Below are 21777 nucleotides of genomic sequence, written 5' to 3' on the forward strand. Positions count from 1 at the left end.
CAGCCAGCATGGTGAATCAGAAACCTACTGATTTGGGAATCCCAAATCGATTCAACCTAACTCCATCCCGCTTTAGCGCGTTTTCCAGCGAAGTGGACACCGGTTCGCGTCAAGAAAACGCGTATAATCTAGAAATCTAGTGTTCTGTTCCGATTTAATCGGAACAGAAAAGGCTCTAGTCGCCGAGGGCCTTGCGGATCATGATGGCCATATCCGATTTGCGATAGGGCTTGGCCAGCAGCAGCACGCCCTCGTCGAGTCGGCCGTGGTGGATGATCGCGTTTTCGGTATAGCCTGACGTGAACAGCACTTTCAGCTCGGGTTTGATCTTCAGCATCTCGTTGGCGAGCTGGCGACCGTTGAGGCCGGGCATGATCACGTCGGTGAACAGCAGGTCGAACGGGTGGCCGGCGTTGACGATCGCGAGCGCCTCCGTCGCGTTTCCCGCATCCAGCGTGACGTAGCCGAGCGAATGCAGTTGCGTCAGCACGTAATTGCGCACCAGCGCATCGTCTTCGACCACCAGGATCGTCTCATTGCCGCCCTCGACCGTCGGCCCGTGGCTCGGCCCGGCCGCAAGCGACGCGCCTGAGGCCGGCGGCAGGTACATCTTGATCGTCGTGCCGTGGCCTTCCTCGCTGTAGATCATGATGTGGCCGGCGGATTGCTTGACGAAGCCATAGACCATGCTGAGCCCGAGGCCGGTTCCCTTGCCGGGCCCCTTCGAGGTGAAGAACGGATTGAACACCTTGTCGAGGATTGCTGCCGGAATGCCGGTTCCGGTATCGCTGACCGCGATCATCGCGTAGCGGCCCGGCCGGACGTCATTGTGCGTCCTGGCGTATTGCTCATCGAGGACGACCATGCCGGTTTCGATGATCAGCTTGCCTCCGTCAGGCATCGCATCGCGGGCGTTGAGGGCGAGATTGAGGATGGCGGTGGCCAGTTGATTGGGATCGACGATCGCCGGGCAGGATTCGTCTTCGAATACCGATTCGATCTCGACATGCTCGCCGAGCGTACGTTGCAGCAGTTTCGCGGTATCGATGATCAGCGTATTGACGTCGGTTTCCTGAGGCTCGAGCGGCTGCTTGCGCGCGAACGCCAATAGATGCTGGGTGAGGTCGGCGCCGCGCGACGCGGCTTCGTCAATCATCCGCGTGATGGCCGCCAGTTGCGGCTCGTCCTTGACGGCGTCGGCCAGGATTTCGATCGTCCCGGTGATGACGGTCAGGATGTTGTTGAAATCATGCGCGATGCCGCCGGTGAGCTGGCCGACGGCTTCCATCTTCTCGGACTGCCGGATGCGGTCCTCAGTGGCGATCTTGTCGGTGAGGTCGCGTATGAAACCGTTGAACACGAAGCCGTTGCGGCGCTTCAGCGCGGTGACGCTCAGTTCGACCTTGATCTCCTTGCCGTCGCGGCGCATCGCGTCGATCTCGAGACGGCGGCCGAGGATCACCCCGTCACCGGTGCGCAGAAATCGTTCCAGGCCGGCCGTGTGCGCGTCGCGATGGGCGTACGGAATGATCAGGTCGCTGAGCTTGGCTCCGACCGCTTCATCCCGTGTCCAGCCGAAGATATTCTCGGCTTGCGAATTCCAGTCCGCGATCGTGCCCTGATCATCCATCTGGACAAAGGCATCGAGCGCCGTGTTGATGATCCCGCGGGCCAGCTGTGCGCTTTCACGCAAGGTTTCCTGCGCCCGGCGGGTCTCGGTCATGTCGCGGCCGACAAAGAAGAACCGTCTCACCGGTTGGGACCAGACCCCGAGCCAGGACAGCCACACTTCGCGTCCGCTCTTGTGGAAGCAACGCGTGTCCGCAATCGTCGGGCGTTGCCCGCGCCGCAGGGCGCGCATTTCCTGGCGCGAGTTCTCGAGATGATTGGGATGGATGAAGTCTTCTCCACTGCGGCCGATCATCTCGCCGGGCGAATAGCCCAGGATGACGGCGCAACTCGGGCTGATCTGGACCACGGATCCCTGTGAATCCGTCACCATGATCAGGTCCTGCGAAGTCTCGAAGACGCGGCGAAGCTCCTCGGCCTGTTGGCGCAGCGCCAGCCGGGTCTTGTTGCTGTCGGTAATGTCGCGGGCAACCTTCGATATGCCGATGGTCGCGCCCGAGGGCGCCTTGATCGGCGAAATGCTGAGCGAAACCTCGACCGGCGTGCCGTCCTTGCGAAGACGCGTGGTTTCGTTGTGCTCGATGCTTTCGCCCCAGCCGATCCGGCGCAGGATATCCTGCGCCTCGGGCAGCCGGCCGGGGGGCATCAGGATCGCGATGTTCTTGCCGGCCGCTTCCGCCGCACTGTATCCGTACAATCGTTCCGCGGCAGAGTTCCAGCCGGTGACCGTGCCGTCGAGCGACGTCGTGATGATCGCGTCGCTGGATGATTCGACCGCCGCGCTGAACAGGCGCTCGCGCTCGGCGTGGTGGTCGCGCGCCGCGATGGTGCGGCGATGCTCCTGAACCTCCTGCTGCAGTGCTGCGGTCTTCTCGTTGACCTCCTCGATCACATTCGCGAACGCACGCGCCAGCACGCCGGTCTCGCCGCGGGCGTCAACCGGAATGGCGATTTTCCCGTTCCGGGCGGCGCCATGCACGGCGGCGGTCAGGCGAACGATCGGCCGGGTCAGCGACCTCGCGATCAGCAGGGCCAGCACTGCCGCGCACAATACAGCGATGGTTCCGACCAGAAGGGAGGTGTTTCTGATGCTGGCGGCCGGCGCCATGATCACGGCGTTGGGGGTGGTTTCGATCACGCCGACCCATTCGGTACCAGCCAGCAGGACAGGGGCGAGAGCTATCCCGCCCGAGCGGGCAGCGTGATCCGGGATGATTTCGGCGACGCCCCGGGTTGCCCCTGCCTGCGCCGCCAGTTGTGGAAAGTCGGCTTTCCAGTCGTTGGGCGTGCCGAGCAGCGTGCCGAACTCGCGTGAACGATCGGGATGAATGAGATAGTCGCCCTGCCGGTTGACGAGGTAGATTGTCTCGCCCGGCAACACCGACGACCGCACGCGGTCGAATGCCCGCCGCATATCGACATTGATCATGAAAATGCCGAACAGCTTGCCATCATCGGCGAAGACCGGCGTCGCGATCCGAATCGTCGGCCTGTGCCTCTCCTCGATCAGTCCATCGCGGCGCCCAAGATCGAGCGGCGAAACGTAGATTTGTCCGGGACCGAGCGCGAGCGTTTCCGTGAAATAGTTTCGGTTGCTTCGCTTCTGCAGTCCCTCTTCGGGAACGATCCGAACCGTGTCGTTTGGGCCCATGCGGTCGACGCGGACGATCTCACGGCCGTCGTCATCATGGCTGAAGATCCGCAACATCGCATAAGTGGGCTTGGCTTCGAGCTCCGCCGCAAAGCGGGTCGCTATCCGGTCGCGCCAGGTCTTTTCGGAGACGCCATCCACTGGATCGATGCCGCCCGCCCTTCGGGCGCGGACCAATCCATGCAACGCCGCCGCCGAACGAAAGCCCGCGACATCTCCTGTAGCGCTGGCTGCGTGATATTCGAGGTCGGTCGCGACCTGCCGCGAATGCGTCTCGATGCGGTCGCGGGCGCGCAGCAGCAGTGCCTGTTCCAGGTTGCGATAACTCAGCCAGCCGACCGCGGAAACCGCGAGCGCGACCAACGCAATCATGGCGATGGCAAGCCTGGTTGTGAGCGTCATTTTTTGATTCGTTCGCCCTCCCGTTCATCCCGGGCAAGCGGCTGGGCGAACCCGGCAATGCTATTTCGCATTACGGACAGGAAGCAACTCCGCCGGGGGCATGGGATGAACTTGACGACAGGCGTTTGGCGGCCTCCAGGCAGCTCGTGACGGTCGCCAGCAGGGCCGCCGGTTTGAACGGCTTCTGCAGACTGGAGACGGCGCCAAGCTTGGTCGCCATGGTCAGGAAGTCGGGGGCGCCGCCTTCTTCCGAAGATATCGGCCGTCCCGAGATCACGACGATTGGTATCAGTGGCCGCAGCTGGTGAGCCAGCCGCATGGTCTCGAACCCGTCCATTCCCGGCATGAAGATATCGAGAAACAGCAGATCGAAATCTTCCTTTTCGAACAGCGCAAGCCCTTTACGGCCATCACCGGCGGTAACCACGCTATGGCCTGCGCGCTCGAGCAAGAGGCGGACCGTCGTCTGAACCGCGGTATCGTCGTCTACAATCAATATTCTTGCCAAAAGAAGGTTCTCCGGGCGCCCGCTGGAATCAGATCAACGGCAGGTTGCGATTTTCGCTGAAACCTTGTTCTCCTGCAACGGTTTCCCGGCTGCAGATGTTCCGGCCAAAAGCCGTAATCCGCCTGTTGTCGGGTAGACAGCGTGCGATTCGCCGCATCGACGGAACCGATTCGTCCTGATGGCGCGGTTAATTTGCGGTGTTCAGTCGCTCAGATATTCCGGATACCGCGCGCGGATCTGGGCGAGTTCGCTGAGCGTTCCCGACAGATGGGTGCGCAGATGCTTCTGCGCCCCGTCCGGATCGCCGGCGTCGATCGCTTTGGCGATCAGCCTGTGGTGTCGAACGATGTCCTGCGCCTTGCCGGGGGAGGGCAGATGCAGCCGGCGCAGCCGGTCGATATGGCCGCTGCGGCTGCGCACCAGCGTCCAGATGTCCTGCTTGTCGGCCGCCGTGTAGAGCTGGGCGTGGAACTCATTGTCGGCGGCCATGAATTTTTCGAACTCGCCGCCCTTGGCGAATTGCTGTTGGCGCACGATTGTTCCATTCAGCCCGGCAACGAAGGCTTCGTCATGGCTGATCGCCAGCCCGCGCACGATCTCCAGCTCGACCGCCTGCCGCAGGAAATGCGCCTGCTGGGCCAACCGCACATCGACCCGGCTGACCACGGTCGCATATTGCGGGAACACGTCGACCAGGCCTTCCTCTTCCAGCCGCATCAGGGCGTCGCGGATCGGCGTCGAACTGATTCCGAACTGCCCGGCCAAAGCGGCCCGCGACAGCGGCGATCCCGGCGGCAGTTCCAGCGAAATGATCATGCCGCGCAGACGCTCGAAAACCTGGGGCGCTGCCTGCCGGTCGCGATCGAGCCGCTCGGGGGAACGCGGTGCGGCGCGGCGGGCGGCGATTGGCGTTGGACCCATCGGAACAACGGTCCTTTCAGAAGGCGCTTGCCTCAAATACACTAATACATTAGTGCATCTCCTCGAGGGCGTCAAATGCGTAGAGGCCGCCGGATCTTCCGCACCATCGAGCGCAACACCGTCCAGAAATGGGGTACTCAGTCATGACCAGCAAACGTAACCCCTACCGGTCCGTAGGATGGGTTGAGCACTTCGCGAAACCCATCACCACATCGGGAACAGTGATGGGTATCGCTTCGCTCCACCCATCCTACGAAGGGGTGCCGACATGACCGACAAGAACAAGACCCCCGACCAGCTTCGCAGCGCGCGCTGGTTCGCGCCTGACGATCTGCGCGCCTTCGGCCACCGCTCGCGCGCGATGCAGATGGGCTACGCGCCGGAGGAGTGGAAGGGGCGTCCCGTCATTGCGATCTTGAACACCTGGTCGGATGCGCAGCCCTGCCACATGCATTTCAAATCCCGCGTCGACGACGTCAAGCGCGGCATCCTGATGGCGGGCGGTTTTCCGATGGAGCTGCCGGCGCTGTCGCTGTCGGAATCGTTCCTGAAGCCGACCACGATGCTCTATCGCAACATGCTGGCGATGGACGCGGAGGAACTGTTGCGCGGCCATCCCGTCGACGGCGTCGTGCTGATGGGCGGCTGCGACAAGACCACGCCGGGCCTTCTGCTCGGCGCCACCAGCATGGGCCTGCCGACGATCTATCTTCCGGCCGGGCCGATGCTGCGCGGCAACTGGAAGGGCAAGACGCTGGGCTCCGGCTCGGACGCCTGGAAATTCTGGGACGAGCGGCGCGCCGGCAAAATCTCCGACAAGGATTGGGTCGATGTCGAGGCCGGCATTGCCCGCAGCTACGGTACCTGCATGACCATGGGCACCGCCTCGACCATGACCGCTATCGCCGAATCGATCGGCATGACCCTGCCGGGCGCATCCTCGATCCCGGCCGCCGACGCCGGCCACATCCGAATGGCCTCGGAATGCGGCCGCCGCATCGTCGAGATGGTGTGGGAGGATTTGACGCCGAACAAGATCCAGACGCGAAAGGCCTTCGAGAACGCGATCACGGTCGCGATGGCGATGGGCTGCTCGACCAACGCAATCATCCATCTGATCGCGCAGGCCCGCCGCGCCGGCCAGGACATCGGGCTCGATGATTTCGAGATCGCCAGCCGCAAGGTGCCTGTCATCGCCAATGTGCGTCCGAGCGGCGACAAATACCTGATGGAGGATTTCTTCTATGCCGGCGGCTTGCCGGGCCTGATGAGCCGCATCAAGGAGCATCTGCACCTCGACGTCATGACCGTGACCGGCCAGACGCTCGGCGAGAACATCGCCCGCGCCGAAGTTTATAACGACGACGTCATCCGCACCGTGCAGGACCCGATCTATGCCGAAGGCGCGCTCGCGGTGCTGAAGGGCAACCTCGCGCCTGATGGCTGCGTCATCAAGCCGTCCGCCTGCGAGCCGCGCTTCCTCAAGCATACCGGGCCGGCGCTGGTGTTCGACGATTACCCGTCGATGAAGCAGGCGATCGACGATCCCGATCTCGACGTCACGGCCGATCACGTGCTGATCCTGCGCAATGCCGGACCGCAGGGCGGCCCGGGCATGCCGGAATGGGGCATGCTGCCGATCCCCACAAAACTGGTGAAGCAGGGCGTGCGCGACATGGTGCGGCTGTCGGATGCGCGCATGAGCGGCACCAGCTATGGCGCCTGCATCCTGCATGTCTCGCCGGAATCCTATATCGGCGGCCCGCTGGCGCTGGTGAAAAACGGCGACCGCATCACCCTCGACGTCGACGCCCGCACCATCAACCTCGATGTGCCGGAGGCGGAGCTTGCAAAGCGCCGCGCGGAATGGAAGGCGCCGGAGCGCCGGTTCGAGCGCGGCTATGGCTGGATGTTCACTAAACACATCAAGCAGGCCAATGAAGGCTGCGATTTCGATTTTCTGGAGACTGGCTTTGGCAAGCCGGTGGGAGAGCCGTCGATTTATTAGCACCGTCATTCCGGGGCGTCAGAAGGACGAGCCCGGGATCCATACTCGCGCTCGTGGTTATGGATTCCGGGCCTGCGCCAAGGGGCGCATCCCGGAATGACAGAAAGACCTGTTGCCAAACAAGAATATCCCAGGGAGGACCAGCCATGAGCATCACACGACGCAACATCCTCGCCGCAGCCGGCGCCACTGCGGCCACCACACTGCTTTCCCGTGCCGCAGGTGCGCAATCATTCCCGTTCACGATGAATCAGCGCTATCCTGATCCGTCGGTGCAGATCCTCGATCCGAGCTTTGCAAAATACCGGATCTATTCGTCTACGATCGAACAGGTCGCTACCGGCATGCGTTGGGCCGAAGGCCCGGCCTATTTCCCGGAAGGTGGCTATCTCCTGTACTCCGACATCCCGAACAACCGGATCATGAAGTTCGACGAGAAGACCAACCAGACCAGCGTGTTCCGGAGCCCCGCCAACTATGCCAACGGCAACACGCGCGACCGCCAGGGCCGTCTCGTCACCTGCGAGCATTCGGTGACCCGCCGTGTCACCCGCACCGAGACGGACGGCAAGATCACGGTGCTGGCCGACAAGTTCGAAGGCAAGCGGCTCAACGCGCCGAACGACGTCGTGGTGAAGTCCGACGAGAGCATCTGGTTCACCGATCCCTTGTTCGGCATCAATGGCGAGTGGGAGGGCAACAAGGAAAAGCCCGAACAGGCCACGACCAACGTCTACCGCATCGACAAGGACGGCAAGATATCGGCCGTCATTACCGACATCGTCAATCCGAACGGCCTGGCGTTCTCGCCCGACGAAAAGAAGCTTTACGTGGTCGAGTGGAAGGGCACGCCCAACCGCAGCATCTGGGCCTATGACGTCAACGCCGACGGCACACTCGGCAGCCGGACCAAGCTGATCGACGCCGCCGACCAGGGCGCGCTCGACGGCTTCCGGGTCGATCGCGACGGCAATCTGTGGTGCGGCTGGGGCAGCAACGGCGCGCTGCAGGCCGAGCCGACCGAAATCGGCGGACGCAGAGTCTTCCAGCTCAAGGGCAAGTCCGAAGACCTCGATGGGGTGATGGTGTTCAACTCCGCCGGCAAGCCGCTCGCCTTCATCCGGCTGCCGGAGCGTTGCGCCAACCTCTGTTTCGGCGGCCCGAAGAACAACCGCCTCTATATGACGAGCTGCCACTCCGTGTACGCGCTGTATGTCGAGTCGCACGGGGCGGTGTAATTAAGGTTGTCATTCCGGGGCGCGAAGCGAACCCGAATGACGAACCAGGGAAAAACCATGACAAAACTGAGCGACACCACCCGCAACAAACTCAAAACGGTCTCCACCGCTACCGTCGCCACCGCGCTGTTCAAGCGCGGCTTTCGCATCCAGATGATCCAGGATGTGCATCCGCTCGGGCCAAATCAGCCGGTGCTGGTCGGTGAAGCCTTCACGCTGCGTTACATGCCGGCGCGCGAAGACCTCAACAAGATCGAGGTGTTTCGCGACCGTGCCCATCCGCAGCGCAAGGCAATCGAGGATTGCCCGCCCGGCGCGGTGCTTGTCATGGACAGCCGCAAGGACGCGCGCGCGGCTTCCGCCGGCGCGATCCTGGTGACGCGGCTGATGAAGCGCGACGCGGCCGGTGTCATCACCGACGGCGGCTTTCGCGATTCGGCTGAAATCGCCGCGCTCGGCTTTCCCGCCTATCATCAGCGGCCGAGCGCACCGACCAATCTGACGCTGCACCAGGCGATCGAGATCAACGTGCCGATCGGCTGCGGCGACGCGCCGGTGTTCCCCGGCGACGTCATTCTCGGCGACAGCGACGGGGTGATCGTGATCCCCGCGCATCTTGCCGATGAAATCGCCGACGAGGCGGTCGAGATGACAGCGTTCGAGGATTTTGTTACCGAGGAGGTGCGCAAGGGCCGCTCGATCCTCGGCCTTTACCCCGCAACCGACGAGCAGACGCCGAAGGATTTTGCGGCTTGGCGCAAGGCCAACGGGCGATAATATGCCGCCGGCTGGCACCGACGCGTTTTTCTCCAACAGTGAGTCCACATCATGCTGATGTTCAACAATCTGATCGACGGCGAATGGCTGTCCGATGGCGCCCGCGCGCCCAACGTCAACCCATCCGACACCAAGGACATTGTCGGCCAGGCGGTGCGCGGCACGCGCGCGCAAGCCGAGGCCGCGATATCAGCTGCAAAGGCCGCATTCCCGGCCTGGTCGCGATCGACGCCGCAAGTGCGCTATGACATTCTGAAGAAGGCGTCGGACGAGATCCTCGCGCGCAAGGACGAACTGGGCCGGCTGCTGTCGCGCGAGGAAGGCAAGACGCTGCCGGAAGGCATCGGCGAAGTCGCGCGCGCCGGGCAGATCTTTGCGTTCTTTGCCGGCGAATGCCTGCGGATGGCCGGCGAGAAGCTCGCTTCGGTGCGCCCCGGCATCGACATCGAGATCACGCGCGAAGCGCTCGGCGTCGTCGGCCTGATCACGCCGTGGAATTTCCCGATCGCGATTCCAGCCTGGAAGATCGCGCCGGCGCTGGCCTATGGCAACACCGTGGTGATCAAGCCCGCCGACCTCGTGCCGGGTTCGTCGTGGGCGCTGGTCGATATCCTGCACCGCGCCGGTTTGCCCAAGGGCGTGCTCAACCTCGTGCTCGGGCGCGGCTCGGAAGTTGGCGCCGTCCTGCTCGAACATCCTGATGTCGCGGCCATCAGCTTCACCGGCTCGGTCTCCACCGGCCAGAAGGTTGCCGCGGCCTGCATCGCCTCGCGGCCGATGAAGAAGTTTCAGCTCGAAATGGGCGGCAAGAACCCGCTGGTCGTTCTCGACGACGCGGACCTGAAAGTCGCGGTGGAATGCGCCGCCAACAGCGCGTTCTTTTCCACCGGCCAGCGCTGTACCGCCGCTTCGCGCCTGATCGTCACCGCGGGGATCCACGACAAATTCGTCGAGGCGCTGACCGAGCGGATGCGCGGCCTGAAGATCGACGACGCCGTCAAGGCCGGCACGGATATCGGCCCGGTGGTCGATCAGAGCCAGCTCGACCAGGATCTCAAATATATCTCGATCGGCAAGGACGAGGGAGCAAAACTCGCCTTCGGTGGCGAGCGTCTGAACCGCGATGCGCCCGGCTTCTATCTGCAGCCGGCCTTGTTCACTGACGTGAGCAACACGATGCGGATCGCGCGCGAGGAAATCTTTGGGCCGGTGGCCGCGGTCATCAGGGTCAAGGATTATGCCGAAGCGCTGGCGACCGCGAATGACACCGATTTTGGCCTGTCATCCGGCATCTGTACCACCAGCCTGAAATACGCCAGCGACTACAAGCGCAATTCCGAAGCCGGTATGGTGATGGTCAACCTGCCGATCGCCGGCGTCGACTACCACGTGCCGTTCGGCGGCCGAAAAGGCTCCAGCTTCGGCGCCCGCGAACAGGGAAGATACGCGGCGGAGTTTTATACGACGGTGAAGACAGCTTACACGCTGCCGTAACGAACTGCTGACAATGTGCGTTCCCCGGACGCAGCGCAGCGCCGGGGTCCATATGTCCGCGACACAAGTGTGGGTCCCGGCTCTGCGGAGCCATAGCGTGTCGAAGACGCGCGTAAACGCGCTTATGACACGCTGCACCGCGTCCGGGACACGACCACATCCTCACTCGGCCGGATGGCGCGCGATATTTCCCACCGATGCCTCGCCATGCTGCGTCAGCGGCCGGTTACCGGCCAAGGCGCGCAGCAGCACGTAGAACATCGGCGTAAAGAAAATGCCGAACGCCGTGACGCCGATCATGCCTGAAAACACCGCAACCCCCATGGCATGACGCATCTCGGAACCTGCGCCGGTGGAGATCACCAGCGGCACCACGCCCATGATGAAGGCAAGCGAGGTCATCAGGATCGGCCGCAGCCGCAAGCGGCTGGCTTCGATCGCGGCTTGCACGGGCGTACGTCCGGCGAATTCCAGCTCGCGCGCGAACTCCACGATCAGGATGGCATTCTTGGCCGACAGTCCCACCAGCACGATCAACCCGATCTGCGTGAACACGTTGTTGTCGCCCTTGGTCAGCCAGACGCCGAGCATCGCCGCCAGCAATCCCATCGGCACGATCATGATGATCGACAGCGGCAGGGTCAGGCTCTCATATTGCGCGGCGAGCACCAGGAATACCAGCAATAGCGCTACCGGAAACACCACCAGCGACGAATTGCCGGCAATGATCTCCTGATACGTCAGGTCGGTCCACTCGAACGCGATGCCCTTTGGAAAGGTCTCCGCCGCGATTTTCTCGACCACGTCCTGGGCCTGCCCGGTCGAATAGCCGGGCGCCGCACCGCCATTGAGATCGGCGGTGAGGAAGCCATTGTAACGCATGGCGCGTTCCGGCCCGGCGCTCTCCTTGATCTTCAGCAGCGCCGACAGCGGCACCATCTCGCCGGTGTCGGAGCGCACCTTCAACAGCCCGACATCGTCGGCGCGGGCGCGGAATTTTGCGTCCGCCTGCACCCGCACCGAATAGGTGCGGCCGAACTTGTTGAAGTCGTTGACGTAGAGCGAGCCGAGATAGATCTGCATGGTTTCAAACACGCTGGTCACGGGCACGCTGAGCTGTCGCGCCCGGGTGCGGTCGATATCGGCATAAAGCTGCGGCACGTTGACCTGATAGCTGGAGAACAGTCCGGCCAGTTGCGGCGCCGCGCTGGCCTTGGCGATGAACGCCTTGGTGGCGTCATTGAGCGCCTCATAGCCCAGCCCGGCGCGATCCTCGATCTGCAGCTTGAAGCCGCCGATGGTGCCCAGTCCCGCCACCGGCGGCGGCGGGAACATGGCAATGAAGGCTTCCTGGATCGCGGAGAACTTGCCGTTGAGCTGGCCGGCGATCGCGCCCGCGCTGAGATTGGCGGCCTTGCGCTCTTCAAAAGGCTTCAAGGTGACGAACACGATTCCCGAATTGGAGCTGTTGGTAAAACCGTTGATCGACAGGCCGGGAAACGCCACGGCGCTTTCGACGCCCGGCAGCTTCAAGGCGATATCGCCCATGCGGCGGATCACCTCTTCGGTGCGGTCCAGCGTCGCGCCATCAGGCAGTTGCGCGAAGCCGACCAGATATTGCTTGTCCTGGCCGGGCACGAAGCCGCCGGGCACCGCCTTGAACAGGCCAAACGTGACGCCGATCAGCGCGACATAGGCGACCATCACGATCGCCCGCCGCGAGATCACCCGCTTGACGCCGCCGCCATAGGCTTCGGAACTGCGGTGAAAGAAACGGTTGAAACGCCGGAAGAACCAGCCGAGCACGCGGTCCATGCCGCGGGTCAGCGCGTCCTTTGGCGCATCGTGGGATTTCAGCAGCACCGCCGCCAGCGCCGGCGACAGCGTCAGCGAATTAAACGCCGAAATCACCGTCGAGATGGCCACCGTCAGCGCGAACTGCTTGTAGAATTGGCCGGTCAATCCTGTGATGAAAGCCAGCGGCACGAACACCGCGATCAGCACCAGCGCGATCGCGATGATCGGCCCGGTGACTTCCTGCATTGCCTGATACGCCGCGTCCTTTGGCGTCAATCCCTGCTCGATGTTGCGCTCGACGTTCTCGACCACGACGATGGCGTCATCGACGACGATACCGATCGCCAGCACCAGCCCGAACAGTGTTAGCGCGTTGATCGAGAAGCCGAACACATGCATGACGGCAAACGTGCCGATGATGGAAACCGGCACCGCGATCAAGGGAATGATCGACGCACGCCAGGTCTGCAGGAACAGGATGACCACCAGCACCACCAGGGCCACGGCTTCCAATAGCGTGTGCACCACCGCCTCGATCGAGGCACGAACGAACTGCGTGGGGTCGTAAACGATGCTGTAATCCATGCCGTCGGGCATGTTCGCCTTGAGCTCGACCATCATCTTGCGGACGGTGTCGGAGATCTGGATCGCATTGGAACCCGGCGACTGGAAGATCGGCACCGCGACCGCGGACTTGTTGTCCAGCAGCGACCGCAGCGAATAGTCCGCGGCACCGAGCTCGATCCGGGCGATGTCGCGCAGCCGCGTGACTTCGCCATTGGCGCCGTTCTTGACGATGATTTCGCCGAACTCCTCTTCGGTCTGCAGCCGTCCCTGCGCGTTGATGGAAAGCTGCAGATCGAGCCCGACTTCGCTTGGCGACGCGCCGACCACGCCGGCGGCGGCCTGGACGTTTTGGGCCCGGATCTCGCGCACCACGTCGGAAGCCGACAGCCCGCGCTCGGCGACCTTTTGCGGATCGAGCCAGACCCGCATCGAATAGTCGCCGGAACCGAACAACTGTACCTGGCCGACACCTTCGATGCGCGCCAGCCGGTCCTTGACGTTGAGCACGGCATAATTGCGCAAATAGGTCATGTCGTAGCGGCCGTTCGGCGACAACAGATGCACCACCATGGTGAGGTCGGGCGCGCTCTTGATCGTGGTGATGCCGAGGGTGCGGACCTCGGCGGGCAGCCGCGGCTCGGCCTGCGCCACGCGGTTCTGCACCAGTTGCTGGGCCTTGTCGGGATCGGTGCCGAGCCGGAACGTGACGTTGAGCGTCATCAATCCGTCGGTCGTGGCCTGGCTGCTCATATAGAGCATGCCTTCGACCCCGTTGATCTGCTCCTCGATCGGCGTCGATACCGTCTCGGCGATAACCTTGGGGTTGGCGCCCGGATATTGCGCGCGCACCACCACCGTCGGCGGCGCCACTTCCGGGTATTCCGAGATCGGCAGCGCCGGCAGCGACAGCAGTCCCGCCACGAAGATCAGCGTCGACAGCACGCCCGCGAAAATCGGTCGATCGATGAAGAATCTGGAAAAGTTCATGACACTGTCTCGCTGATATCGGGGCTGCGAAGCGCAGGGGTCCCGGCGCGGCCGACGGTGATCGACCACACGGATTTTCTTCTGTTGTTTTGCGACATTTGCCCGGTGCTTTCGCAAAAGCACCGGGCTCAGATTGCTAGCGCTGCGCCACCTCGGTCGCGGAAGAAGCAAAACCCATCGCGACCACCTCGGGCGCGACCAGCGCACCGGGGCGCACGCGCTGCAGTCCCTTGACCACGATGCGCTCGCCGGCGTGCAGGCCACCGGTCACCACGCGCATGCCGTCGATCGATACGCCGAGCGCAACTTCGCGATATTCCGCCTTGCTGTCCTTGTCGACGACCATCACGAATTTCTTGTTCTGGTCGGTGCCGACGGCGCGCTCGCTGATCAGCAACACCGGCTCGGCTTTGGGCTGCCCCATCAGCAGCCGCGCGAACTGGCCGGGCATCAGGCGGCCGTCGGCGTTGTCGAACACCGCGCGAACGCGCACCGTGCCGCTACGCGCGTCGACCTGGTTGTCGATCAGCTGCATCTTTCCCTTGTACGGCATGCCGTCGGAGGTGCCGGTCCCCATCTGCACCGGGATGCGTCCGATCTCTGATGGCGTCGATTCATTCGCCAGCGTACGCAACGCGCGCGTCACCACCTGCTCGTCGGCATTGAAGCTGGCGTAAATCGGATTGACCGAGACCAGCGTGGTCAGCACCGGCGTACCAGGTCCGGCGGCGATCAGATTGCCGACGGTAATCTCGAGCTTGCCGACCCGCCCGGCGACCGGCGCCCGCACTTCGGTGTAACCGAGATTGAGTTGTGCCGTTTGCAGCGTCGCCTCGGCCGCCTTCAGATTGGCTTCGGCTTCGCGGTAGGCGTTGACGCGACCGTCAAAATCCCGCTGCGAGATCGTGCGCGAATCCGTCAATTGCTGGCCGCGCTCGAAATCGCTCCTGGTGAGGATCAGGCGCGCCTTGGCCGCGGCGACCTGGCCTTCGGCGCGCGCCACATCGGCCGCATACAGCGACGGATCGATCTGGATCAACAGGTCTCCCTGTTTGACCAGCGCACCCTCCGTAAAGTGGATTTGCTGGATAGCGCCTGCGACGCGGGAACGGATTTCGACCCGCTCGACGGCCTCAAGCCGGCCGGAAAACTCGTCCCAGGGCACGGTCTGCCGGGGTGCCACGACGGAGACCGAGACCGGCAGGGCCGCTGGCGCGGCTGCGGCCGCCACGGCCTGCGCGCTGCCACCTCGGCCGCCCAGGAAGGTCGCGCCGGCGGCGATAGCCAGGGCGGCCAGAACCAGCCCGGTTCCAACCAAACGTTTGTTTTTGATAATATTTTTCATGATGACCCCAGACATTCGGCGCTGTTCCCCGATTTGAAACAGGCGGGAGCAGGTACGACACCCGATCCACGTCTACGTTGCAGCGCACACATTCATAACGCTCGGTATAGATGGGCCATCGACATCCCCTGTCAAGTCACTTATCTAACGATCGGTAGGAAATTGGAGGAGGACCCCATCATGGCCATGGGACGGCCCCGCGAATTCGATGTCGACAAGGCGCTCGACCTGGCGCTCCAGGTGTTCTGGAGCAAAGGCTATGAAGGCGCGTCGATCGCGGACCTCACCGAAACCATGGGGATCACCAAGCCGAGCCTCTATTCTGCGTTCGGCAACAAGGAAGAGCTGTTTCGCAAGGCGCTGGATCGGTATGTCGATGGGCCCGGCGGTTACTTCCAGGTCGCGCTGGCCAAGCCGACCATACGCGCCGTGGTGGAGCACCTGTTGTATGAAAGCGCCGACGCTGTCACGGGCCCCGACCACCCGCCGGGATGTCTGGCGGTCCAGGGCGCGCTGACCTGCGGCGACGCCGCCGAATCCATCAAGCAGGAACTGGTGTCGCGCCGCGCCAAAGGCGAACAGGATTTGCGCGAGCGCTTCGAGCGGGCGATCGCCGAAGGCGAGCTTCCTCAGGGATCCGACGCCGCCGATCTCGCGGCCTATCTCTCCGCGATCCTGCAGGGCATGGCGGTGCAGGCGGCTGGTGGAACCACGCGGGAGCAAGTGCGCAAGATCGCCGAGATGGCGCTGCGCACATGGCCGCCGCCACCTGGTTTGGCGACGGTCTGACGCGGCAAACGCGAGGAGAAGGTTATACCTCCGCCCTCTCCGCCAATCCCACCGCCCACAACGCGAACGCATAGGCGATCGCGACCTCGTCGAGCCGGTTGAATCGTCCCGACGCGCCGCCATGGCCGGCGCCCATATTCGTGCGGAGCAATACCGGGCCGCCGCCGACCATCGTCGCGCGCAACCGCGCGATCCACTTCGCCGGCTCCCAATAGGTGACGCGCGGATCGGTCAAGCCGCCCATCGCGAGGATCAGCGGATAGTCCTTGGCTTCGATGTTGTCGTAGGGCGAATAGGACAGGATGGTGCGAAAATCCTTCTCGCTCTCGATCGGGTTGCCCCATTCCGGCCATTCCGGCGGCGTCAGCGGCAGCGTGTCGTCGAGCATCGTATTCAGCACGTCGACGAACGGCACTTCCGCAACGATGCCGGCGAACAATTCGCCGGCGCGGTTGGCGACCGCACCCATCAGCATGCCGCCGGCGCTGCCGCCATGGCCGACGATGCGCTTTGCGCTGGTGTATTTGGCCTCGATCAACGCACGTCCCGCCGCGGCAAAATCGTCGAACGTGTTGGTCTTCTTTTCGCGCTTGCCGTCGAGATACCAGCCCCAACCCTTATCGGCGCCGCCGCGGATATGCGCGATCGCGTAGACAAAGCCGCGATCGACCAGCGACAGCCGGTTGGCCGCGAACGAGGCCGGCATCGCCATGCCGTAGGAGCCGTAGCCGTACAGCAGCAGCGGCGCGTTGCCGTCGCGCACGAGATCCTTAGAGTGCAGGATCGAGACCGGCACTTTGGCGCCGTCATGCGCCGTCGCCATGATGCGGGTGGTGACGTAGTCGGCCGGGTTGTGGCCGGATGGAATCTCCTGCCGCTTTCGCAGCTCTCGCGTTCGCGTCGCCATATCGTAATCATGGACTTCCGATGGCGTCGTCATCGACGAATAGGAAAACCGCAAATTGGTGGTTTCGAATTCATAGCCGCCCATGGTGTCGAGCGAATAAGCTGCTTCGTCGAAGGCGATGGCGTGTTCTTCGCCTGACGTGAGATCGCGGATGATGATCGCGGGCAGCGCGTTGGCACGCTCCAGTCGCACCATGTGTCCGGCGTAAAGCTCGACATCGAGCACATAGATGCCCTCGCGATGCGGGATCAAATCGCGCCAGTTGGTGCGCTCAGGCGCCGCCAGCGGCGCGGTCATCACTTTGAAGTCGATCGCGTCATCGGCGTTGGTGAGGATGAACAGCTCGTCGCCGCGGTCGGCTATCGAATATTGCACGCCTTCCTCGCGGGCCGCTACCAGCCGCGGCGGCGTCTCGGGATGCGCCAGGTCGATCAGGCGCTGCTCGGAGGTTTCATGGTCGCCGCCTGCGATCACGCAAAACCGTCCGCTGGAGCTTTCATGCAGATGGGTGAACCAGCCGGAATCCGCTTCCTCATAGACCAGCGTGTCGTCCGCCTGCCGGGTGCCGAGGCGATGCCGCCACACCTGCATCGGCCGGTGATTGTCGTCGAGCTTGACGTAGAAGAAGCTTTGTCCGTCCGTGCTCCAGACCACGCCGCCATCGGTCTCCTCGACGAGGTCGTCAGAGTCCTTGCCGCTGGCCCAGTCGCGCACGCGAATTGAAAAATATTCCGAGCCCTTGGTGTCGGCGCTCCAGGCCTGCAGTTTATGGTCAGGCGAATGCCGTGCGCCGCCGAACTTGAAATAGCTGTGGGATGCCGCCAGCGCGTCGCCGTCGAGCACGATCTCAACGTCGCCGCCGTTGCGCGGGGTGCGGCCGAACATCTCGTGCTGGCCGCCCTCGCGGAATTTCCGCAAATAGGCAAACGGGCCATCCGGCGACGGTACGCTGGAATCGTCTTCCTTGATGCGCCCGCGCATCTCCGCGACCAGCTGCTTCTGCAGCGGCGCGGTATGGCCGAGCAGGCTCTCGGTGTAGTCGTTCTCGCTTTCCAGATACTGCCTGATGTCGGCGTCGAGGATCGAGGGGTCGCGCAGCACGTCCTGCCATTTGGCGTCCTTCAGCCACGCATAATCGTCGCTCACCGTGATGCCGTGGGTGGTGAACGAATGCGGGCGGCGCGGTGCCACCGGCGCCTGCGGTGAACGGCCTTTGGTCGTCGATTGGGTCAAGCGATCCTCGTTTCAGTCGGTATTGCCACTTGCGCTGTTGTCATGCGCGGGCCAAAGCGCGAAGCGCGTCTTCGCGCCAAGGACCCGCGCATCCATCAAAAAGAAAGCCTTCCTCAAGCGGATGGATTGCCGGGTCAAGCCCGGCAATTGGCTGTTGGGCATTATATCGGAACCCGTTACCCATGTCTCCGAACACCCGTTACCCATCTCTCCGGGCCGTATACTTGTCCCGGCCATCCACGTCTTTCGTGCTTTAGGTGAAAGCCAAGACGTGGATGCCCGGCATCGCAGACAAGTTTACGCGGTCTGCGCAAGGCAGACCGCTTCGGCCGGCATGACGGTGTGTTGGATATTATAAAGCGTTTCTCACGCGCTCACGCTTTCGCCGAGCCATTCGATCGCGGCTTCGGTTCCGCCCTTGCCGTGGGGGATGTTGAGGGCGTTGAGGCCGACTTCGATGACGCCGAGCGTGCCCAGGATCATCGGTGCATTGACGTGGCCCATATGCGCGATGCGGAATGCCTGGCCGGAGAGGTCGCCAATGCCGGTCCCCAGCACCACGCCGCATTTTTCCTTGCAATAGCGCTGCAGCGCGGCGGGGTCGTGGCCGTTCACCGTCACCGTCGTCACGGTGTTGGAGCGCTCGTTTGCTTCCGCGATGTTGAAGCCGATGACCTGGCCCTCGGCCCAGACCGCGACAGCGCGGCGAACCGCTTCGGCGAGCAGCCGGTGGCGCAGGAAGGCATTTTCCAGGCCTTCGGCGTGGAGCATGTCGATCGCCTTGCGCAGCGCGAACAGGAGATGCACCGGCGCGGTGCCGGCATATTTGCGGTAATGCTCGCTGCCATCGCGCTCGGTCCAGTCCCAATAGGGCGTGCGCAGGTTTGCCTTCTTGTGCACCTCGCGGGCGCGGTCGTTGGCGGCGACGAAGCCGAGGCCGGGAGGCGTCATCAGGCCCTTCTGCGAACCGGACATCGCGACATCGATGCCCCAGGCGTCCATCTCGAACGGTACGCAGCCGAGCGAGGCAACCGTATCGACCATGAAGAGCGCGGGATGGCCCGACGCCTTGATCGCCTTGCCGATCGCTTCGACGTCGTTATAGGCGCCCGAAGCGGTATCGATCTGCACGGCGACGATGGCCTTGATCTTGTGCTCCTTGTCCAGCTTGAGGCGCGCCTCGACTTCGGCCGGGCGGATCGCGCGGCGCCAGTCGCCTTTCAGCACCTCGACCTCGGCGCCCATCGCGGCCGCGGCATTGCCCCAGCCGATCGCGAAGCGGCCGCTTTCCAGCACCAGCACCTTGTCGCCCCGCGACAGCACGTTGGAGAGCGTCGCTTCCCACGCGCCATGGCCATTGGCGATGTAGATGTAGGAGTGGCCCTTGGTCGCGAACAGTTTTGAGAGATCGCCGAGCAGGCCGTGCGTCAGGTCCAGCATCTCCTTGGAGTAGATATCTAGTGCTGGACGGTGCATCGCCTGAAGCACTTCGTCGGGCATGGTGGTGGGTCCGGGGATGGCCAGAAATTCCCGGCCCGCGCGAACGGTCATTTTTCTTATTCCTTATCGGTGGAACGCGGAATCAAGGCGCCCGAGGTTTGGTAGGACTGGAGCATGACAATAATCGATTGAAACCATCATTGCGAGCGCAGCGAAGCAATCCAGAATCACAAATAGGGAATGGATTGCTCCGAGGAAGGCCTTGCTGCTCCGTGCAATGGCCGCACCCTTCTATCTCGTCGTCCCGGCCCAGTGCGCAATTGCGCACGGGGGTCGGGACGACAGCCATTGGCTATTTTCCCATTGCCCCCGCGATCGCATGCCAGATCTGATCCTTCAGCTCGGTCGCCGGCGGGCTCGGGATCGTCACCGCCGGGCCGTCGCGCTTCCGGCACGCCTCGACCAGCCGCAGCACCCAGATCTCGCCGTCGGTGTAATAGAGGTCGCCGCCGCCATTATAGCCCGCAATGGTCGGGCCGATGCCGGTCACCTGATATTTCGCGGTCACCATGCCGGCATTTTCGAGGTCGGCGGTGAGCCGCGCGCGCTCGGCGTCGAGATCGGCGCTGATGTGATGCGTCACCGCGCCGGTGTATCGGCTGACGCCGACGCCGCGATCTTGCGTCGCCGCGCCGAGCCACACCGGGCGTTTTTCCTCGCCCTGGTCCAGCACCTTCCAGTAGCGCACGTGGTTGCGGCGATCGGCGCTGGCGCCGATCGGTTTTTCGTAAGCCAGATCCTCGCGGCGTTCCTGATAATAGAGATTGCTGACCGGCGCATCCTTGTAGGGGCGGTCGAGCAGCACGGAGCCTATGATCTCGATCGACGATTTCAGCGTGATCGGATCGGCCGGATACCAGCCGGCCTGATGCATCGCGCAGATCACGTCGCGCTGATCGCCGATCAGGCCGACATTCATTGGGTCGCCGGGAATGCCTTGTCCCGTGCGCGTCACCATCGGCAGATCCGCAAGCCCTTTCTGATGCTCATAATGCGTCCACAGCCCGGGCAGGACCAGATAGGCGAGCAAGCCATAGCCGCAAAGGATGAACAGGATGAGCGTAACCGCGCGGCGCAGCCCGCCGCGATGTTTTGGCAGTGGTCCATCAACTTGTGTGTGCGCCACAGCGTTGCTCGTTGAGTTGCGGCACTTCTCCCTCGCCCCGCACTTCGCGACGAGAGCTAGGATCTTAGCGTCTGGTCTCGCGGCAGCCCGCGGCTTCGGCCTCTTCGACCGAGCAGAACCAGCGCGTGCCCTTGCTGATCTTCATCTCGATCTTCGCATACCAGCGGCTGGTCGGTTGGTGGAAGATGCACTCGCCGGAGCGGTTGACGTTGCCCTTGATGGTGCAGTCGGGCGATGGCGCGACCGAGCCGGAGGCCGATGCCAATAGGATGGTGATGGCGTTCTCGGGCGGTTTGGCGGCGCCGAGAATGGCGGTCTTCTTGTCGCGGGCGCGCCAGTCCCACGGCGCGATGAAGGCGCCCTGCCACATGCCGGCCTTGGCCTCGCGCGCCGCCTTTTCATCCGCCTCATAGTCGCGGGAAATCCGCGTGAACGCCAGCGCCCAGCCGTTGGCGACCATCCATTTCTGGACGTCCTCGCCGCCGACCTCGCATCGCGCCACGGTGCGGCCGCGACGATCGACGCTGCGGGTACGGCAGGCCCAGCTCTTGTTGCCAAAATGCTTGATCAGTTCGTCACGCGCGGCGACGCCGCAGGTCCAGCGTTCGCCCTTGTTGTTGAGGCAGAGCTGGTCCACCGCCGGCGCGTCGATGCCACCGAGCCGAATGCGGGTATTGCCGATCTGAAGCTGGTCGCCTTGGCGGATTTTTGGGACGCCGGTGATGTCGGCGGCGTGCGCCATCGTGGATGGCAACAACATCAGAACGGCACAAAGCCAAATCTTCCAGATATTGGACTTCCAAATCTTAGGCTTCCAAATCTTGGACTTCATGGGCAATCCCGGCGCGGAAATGTGCACAATCATTGCGCGGATTGTGCGGACATTGAGGCGGGCTTG

General features: G+C 63.3%; 14 protein-coding genes. 5 read left to right on the plus strand and 9 right to left on the minus strand.

Annotated features, from left to right (window positions below):
- Positions 1 to 175 precede the first annotated feature (175 nt).
- The 3 genes from JQ558_RS36050 to JQ558_RS36060 all read right to left on the minus strand — a co-directional run bounded on the left by JQ558_RS36050 (position 176) and on the right by JQ558_RS36060 (position 5111).
- Positions 176 to 3682: a PAS domain S-box protein gene (locus tag JQ558_RS36050; RefSeq protein ID WP_212296640.1), complete on the minus strand. Its 3507-nt coding sequence runs from the start codon at positions 3680 to 3682 to the stop codon at positions 176 to 178.
- Between the two features lie 70 nt (positions 3683 to 3752).
- On the minus strand, positions 3753 to 4190 hold the full coding sequence (locus JQ558_RS36055; protein WP_212214495.1) for a response regulator: 438 nt from the start codon (positions 4188 to 4190) through the stop codon (positions 3753 to 3755).
- A 201-nt stretch (positions 4191 to 4391) separates the two neighbouring features.
- Positions 4392 to 5111, minus strand: coding sequence for a GntR family transcriptional regulator (locus JQ558_RS36060; RefSeq protein WP_212296641.1), 720 nt, complete (start codon positions 5109 to 5111; stop codon positions 4392 to 4394).
- Positions 5112 to 5379: 268 nt separating this feature from the next.
- Between JQ558_RS36060 and araD the strand changes: the two genes are divergently transcribed.
- The 4 genes from araD (at position 5380) to JQ558_RS36080 (ending at position 10628) form a co-directional block, all read left to right on the plus strand.
- A complete protein-coding gene (gene araD / locus JQ558_RS36065) occupies positions 5380 to 7119 on the plus strand; it encodes an L-arabinonate dehydratase (RefSeq protein ID WP_212276418.1) in 1740 nt (579 codons plus the stop codon).
- Between the two features lie 146 nt (positions 7120 to 7265).
- Entirely contained in the window at positions 7266 to 8357 is a 1092-nt protein-coding gene (locus tag JQ558_RS36070) for an SMP-30/gluconolactonase/LRE family protein (protein ID WP_212296642.1), read from the plus strand.
- 57 nt (positions 8358 to 8414) lie between these two features.
- Complete coding sequence (locus JQ558_RS36075) at positions 8415 to 9134, plus strand: ribonuclease activity regulator RraA (RefSeq protein ID WP_212296643.1); 720 nt, start codon at positions 8415 to 8417, stop codon at positions 9132 to 9134.
- 51 nt (positions 9135 to 9185) lie between these two features.
- Positions 9186 to 10628, plus strand: a complete 1443-nt coding sequence (locus JQ558_RS36080; protein ID WP_212214507.1) for an aldehyde dehydrogenase family protein — start codon at positions 9186 to 9188, stop codon at positions 10626 to 10628.
- A gap of 162 nt (positions 10629 to 10790) precedes the next feature.
- Here JQ558_RS36080 and JQ558_RS36085 read toward each other — a convergent pair whose 3' ends face one another.
- Both JQ558_RS36085 and JQ558_RS36090 read right to left on the minus strand, forming a co-directional pair.
- Positions 10791 to 13979: an efflux RND transporter permease subunit gene (locus tag JQ558_RS36085; protein WP_212214511.1), complete on the minus strand. Its 3189-nt coding sequence runs from the start codon at positions 13977 to 13979 to the stop codon at positions 10791 to 10793.
- Positions 13980 to 14115: 136 nt separating this feature from the next.
- Positions 14116 to 15324, minus strand: coding sequence for an efflux RND transporter periplasmic adaptor subunit (locus JQ558_RS36090; protein WP_212296644.1), 1209 nt, complete (start codon positions 15322 to 15324; stop codon positions 14116 to 14118).
- A gap of 180 nt (positions 15325 to 15504) precedes the next feature.
- On the opposite strand from JQ558_RS36090, the gene JQ558_RS36095 reads away from it, so the two are divergent.
- Positions 15505 to 16113 carry a TetR/AcrR family transcriptional regulator gene (locus JQ558_RS36095; protein ID WP_212276413.1) on the plus strand — a complete coding sequence of 203 codons (609 nt, stop codon included), beginning with the start codon at positions 15505 to 15507 and terminating at the stop codon, positions 16111 to 16113.
- Between the two features lie 22 nt (positions 16114 to 16135).
- On the opposite strand, the gene JQ558_RS36100 is transcribed toward JQ558_RS36095, so the two are convergent.
- The 4 genes from JQ558_RS36100 to JQ558_RS36115 all read right to left on the minus strand — a co-directional run bounded on the left by JQ558_RS36100 (position 16136) and on the right by JQ558_RS36115 (position 21639).
- Complete coding sequence (locus JQ558_RS36100; protein ID WP_212296645.1) at positions 16136 to 18253, minus strand: S9 family peptidase; 2118 nt, start codon at positions 18251 to 18253, stop codon at positions 16136 to 16138.
- A gap of 366 nt (positions 18254 to 18619) precedes the next feature.
- Positions 18620 to 19804, minus strand: a complete 1185-nt coding sequence (locus JQ558_RS36105) for an alanine--glyoxylate aminotransferase family protein (protein WP_212214520.1) — start codon at positions 19802 to 19804, stop codon at positions 18620 to 18622.
- 241 nt (positions 19805 to 20045) lie between these two features.
- Complete coding sequence (locus JQ558_RS36110) at positions 20046 to 20879, minus strand: LssY C-terminal domain-containing protein (protein WP_312014775.1); 834 nt, start codon at positions 20877 to 20879, stop codon at positions 20046 to 20048.
- A 64-nt stretch (positions 20880 to 20943) separates the two neighbouring features.
- The gene (locus JQ558_RS36115; protein ID WP_249142789.1) at positions 20944 to 21639 is read right to left on the minus strand and encodes a thermonuclease family protein; all 696 of its coding nucleotides are present in this window, start codon (positions 21637 to 21639) and stop codon (positions 20944 to 20946) included.
- Positions 21640 to 21777: the final 138 nt, after the last annotated feature.

This window comes from Bradyrhizobium sp. AUGA SZCCT0160 (assembly GCF_018130105.1).
Lineage (GTDB): Bacteria > Pseudomonadota > Alphaproteobacteria > Rhizobiales > Xanthobacteraceae > Bradyrhizobium.

Coding starts and splice junctions, on each gene's coding strand:
- JQ558_RS36050 (WP_212296640.1), bottom strand. CDS start 3,682: ATGACGCTCACAACCAGGCTTGCCATCGCCATGATTGCGTTGGTCGCG.
- JQ558_RS36060 (WP_212296641.1), bottom strand. CDS start 5,111: ATGGGTCCAACGCCAATCGCCGCCCGCCGCGCCGCACCGCGTTCCCCC.
- araD (WP_212276418.1), top strand. CDS start 5,380: ATGACCGACAAGAACAAGACCCCCGACCAGCTTCGCAGCGCGCGCTGG.
- JQ558_RS36070 (WP_212296642.1), top strand. CDS start 7,266: ATGAGCATCACACGACGCAACATCCTCGCCGCAGCCGGCGCCACTGCG.
- JQ558_RS36075 (WP_212296643.1), top strand. CDS start 8,415: ATGACAAAACTGAGCGACACCACCCGCAACAAACTCAAAACGGTCTCC.
- JQ558_RS36080 (WP_212214507.1), top strand. CDS start 9,186: ATGCTGATGTTCAACAATCTGATCGACGGCGAATGGCTGTCCGATGGC.
- JQ558_RS36085 (WP_212214511.1), bottom strand. CDS start 13,979: ATGAACTTTTCCAGATTCTTCATCGATCGACCGATTTTCGCGGGCGTG.
- JQ558_RS36090 (WP_212296644.1), bottom strand. CDS start 15,324: ATGAAAAATATTATCAAAAACAAACGTTTGGTTGGAACCGGGCTGGTT.
- JQ558_RS36095 (WP_212276413.1), top strand. CDS start 15,505: ATGGCCATGGGACGGCCCCGCGAATTCGATGTCGACAAGGCGCTCGAC.
- JQ558_RS36105 (WP_212214520.1), bottom strand. CDS start 19,804: ATGACCGTTCGCGCGGGCCGGGAATTTCTGGCCATCCCCGGACCCACC.
- JQ558_RS36115 (WP_249142789.1), bottom strand. CDS start 21,639: ATGTTGTTGCCATCCACGATGGCGCACGCCGCCGACATCACCGGCGTC.